Origin of the sequence: Serratia sp. (in: enterobacteria) (genome assembly GCF_051654945.1) — a bacterium.
Classification (GTDB): Bacteria; Pseudomonadota; Gammaproteobacteria; order Enterobacterales; family Enterobacteriaceae; genus Chania.
Window position 1 is genome coordinate 1 of record NZ_JBOFZA010000016.1, and the last position, 3,099, is coordinate 3,099.

5 protein-coding genes are annotated in these 3,099 nt (G+C 24.2%); all 5 read left to right on the forward strand.

Features of this window, described 5'->3' with window-relative positions; genetic code table 11:
- On the forward strand, positions 1-219 hold a 219-nt coding region (locus tag ACRDCA_RS00275; protein ID WP_438687777.1), incomplete at its 5' end, for a hypothetical protein.
- Positions 216-365, forward strand: a complete 150-nt coding sequence (locus tag ACRDCA_RS00280; protein WP_438585528.1) for a hypothetical protein — start codon at positions 216-218, stop codon at positions 363-365. The genes ACRDCA_RS00275 and ACRDCA_RS00280, both read left to right, overlap by 4 nt.
- A complete protein-coding gene (locus ACRDCA_RS00285; RefSeq protein ID WP_438687778.1) occupies positions 366-1,508 on the forward strand; it encodes a GspE/PulE family protein in 1,143 nt (380 codons plus the stop codon).
- Positions 1,505-2,527 carry a type II secretion system F family protein gene (locus ACRDCA_RS00290; protein WP_438687779.1) on the forward strand — a complete coding sequence of 341 codons (1,023 nt, stop codon included), beginning with the start codon at positions 1,505-1,507 and terminating at the stop codon, positions 2,525-2,527. Before ACRDCA_RS00285 ends, ACRDCA_RS00290 begins: the two co-directional genes overlap by 4 nt.
- 10 nt (positions 2,528-2,537) lie before the next feature.
- Positions 2,538-2,990 carry a type II secretion system protein gene (locus ACRDCA_RS00295; RefSeq protein WP_438585525.1) on the forward strand — a complete coding sequence of 151 codons (453 nt, stop codon included), beginning with the start codon at positions 2,538-2,540 and terminating at the stop codon, positions 2,988-2,990.
- Positions 2,991-3,099: the final 109 nt, after the last annotated feature.

The following is a 3,099-nucleotide window of genomic DNA, read 5'->3' on the forward strand; positions in this document are numbered from 1 at the left end:
GGAAATTTAAGTAAAGCTTTTACACTTTATATTTTTGGTTATAATAACCAAGTAGAAAATAGATTGGCATTTTATACTTTTCAAAGAGAACGAGTTTTAAAGATAAATACCTATTTAAATATAGGAGTTAAAAATGTTAATTATAACAATATTTTAGAATATCACTATTCTTCAGAAGGTGAAGGGAAAATAGGCTGGGAAGAGGAGGAAATTTATTGAAAAATAGTATATTTATAATTTTTATTTTAACGGTTATTTTAATAAAAGTAGAATCACAAAAAGGTTATTTAAAAAAATATGTTAAGGTTTCAAATTCTGAAGCTAAAGTTGAATTTAAAGTTTTATCGATTGAAAGAGGTTTGTAAATGAGTGAAGATATATATTTTAAAAGAGATATTTTTGAGATAAGAGAATCAAAAGAATTAAAATATAAAAAAGAGGATATAAATGAAATTTTAAATCTTCTTATTTTTAATAGCCTTAAAGAAAGAGTTTCTGATATTCACATAGAATCAAAAGAAAATTCAGTTAAAATAAGAGTTAGGATAGATGGCTACTTAAAACTTTATGAAGAACTAGAAAAAAACTTAGGTATAAGGCTTATAACTAAAATAAAGTTATTGAGTGAACTTGATATAGGAGAAAAAAGATTACCTCAAGATGGAAGATTTAAAGGTCAGTTTAATGAAAAGAAGATAGATTTTAGAGTGTCAATAACACCTACGATATTTGGAGAAAGAGTCGTAATACGTTTATTAAAAAATAATGTTTCGGATTTATTAATAGAAAACTTAGGTTTCACCTCAAACAATCTAAAAAAATTAGAGGATTTATTAAAGAAAAAAAGTGGGTTACTTTTATTTTGTGGACCTACTGGAAGTGGAAAAACAACAACTCTTTACTCTATAGTTAATTATTTAGCAAATGAAAATCTTAATATTTTAACAATAGAGGATCCAATAGAATACCAATTTTCAAATATAAATCAAATTCAATGTAAAAGTGAAATAGGTCTTGATTTCTCAGTTATATTGAGAAGTGTTTTAAGACAAGATCCAGATATAATTTTAGTGGGAGAGATAAGAGATAAAGAAACAGCAGAAATAGCCTTAATGGCTTCTTTAACGGGACATCTAGTTATTAGCACACTTCATACAATTGATTCATTGACAGCGATTGATAGACTTATAAACTTTGGAATAGATAAATTTATAATAGCAACAGCAATAACTGCTATAGAAAGTCAACGATTAGTTAGAAAGATATGCTCTATTTGTAATGGTAAAAAAGGAGATTGTTGTAATAATGGTTTTAGAGGAAGAGAAGCTGTAGAGGAAATAATTTTTTTTGATAATCAAATAAGAGATTTAATCTTATATAAATCAACAAAAGAAGTTAAAGAATATTTAGAGGAAAAAGGATTTAAAAATCTTTTACAAAATGGTCTTTTAAAAGTAGAGAAGGGAATAACAACAAAAGAAGAGATTATGAGAGAGTGTTTTATATGATTTTAAAGAGAAAAATTAAAGATAAAGATTTACAAAATTTATATTTAAGAATAGGAAGATTATTGAATGCTGGAATCTCTTTAAAAAAAGCGATTGAATTTCAGAAAAATAGCTCAAAAGATCCTATATTAAAATCTAAAATTTTAAAATTATATAAAAAATTAGAAAAAGGAGAGAATTTATATTCAATATTGAGAGAAGAAGAGCTTATAAAAGAACGAGAGATGCTAATTATTTATGTTTTTGAAAATATAGGACGTACAGGAGATGGGTTTTTAAAAATTTCCCAAATGAAAGAGAAGAGAGAGAAGTTAAATAATGAAATAAAAATAGCTCTATCCTATCCAATTTTTATTTTAGTTATATCAACAATAATAATTCTTTTAATTTTTTATTTTATAGTACCAAACTTTGAATCAGTTTATTCTTTAAATGAAAAAAATTTACCTTTAATAACGAAAATTATTTTAAAAATTAAATATATTTTGTCAAAATCTCCCTACGCGATAATAGCTTATATCTGTGTAGTTTTTTTTTGTTTAAAATCAAAAAAAGTAAAAGTATTGTTATATAAAATTCCTTTAATTCGAAAATTTTTAATTGAAAAGTATGTAATAAGCATTTTAGATAATCTTTCGTTACTTTTAGATTCGGGAATATCTATAGAAAAAGGAGTTGATATTATTTTAGAAAATTTAGATAAAGGTTTTTTAAAAAATAAAATTTATATATTAAAAAATATAAAAAGAGGGGAGGTTTTATCTAGTTGTTTAAAAAAAATAGGAGTTTTTTCCTTAGAAGAGATTGATATGGTTAGAATTGGAGAAGAGAGTGGAACAGTTGCATTTATTTTAAAAGAAATAGCTATATTAAGAGAGGAGGAACTAAACAAAAGAATAAAAATTATTTTAAAATTAATTGAACCAATTTTATTATTGATAGTAGGAGTAATTATAAGTATTTTTGTTGTAGGATTATATTTACCAATTTTAAATATGGGAGATTTATTAGAAATTTAGAGGAGGTTTGATGAAAAGAAAAAAAGGATTTAGTGTTATTGAGATTATTTTAGTTTTAGGCGTTATAGGAATTTTAAGTAGTTTTATAGTTCCAAAAGTAAGAGATTATTTAGCTATGGCAAAAGATTCAAAAGCAATAAACACTATTCAGAATTTAAGGCTTGCATCAGAAACTTATTATTTAGAAAAAGGTTCATACCCTTGGTCGGATAAAGACCAAAGCGAAATATCTGATATTTTAAATAACTTACAAAATTATACAGGTAATAAAATTCAAAATCCAGGAGCAGGGAAAGATTTATTACTTGAAATAGGAGGAAGCAAAGATGAGCCTGAAGGTTCAATTGTATATGGAGGACAAATTAAAGTAGATATAGATAAAAATAAAAATGATTTTTATTTTTATCCTGAAAAACCAGTTTTGGAATTTAATATTCGTGGAGAAAAATGGGAAGATATTTGATAGTTGGATTAGAAATATTTATTTTGATTGATATAGTTATTCGAGATTTTAGAGAGAAAGTAATATTGAATAGAAGTAATATTGCTCTTTTATGTATTGGTATTTATTT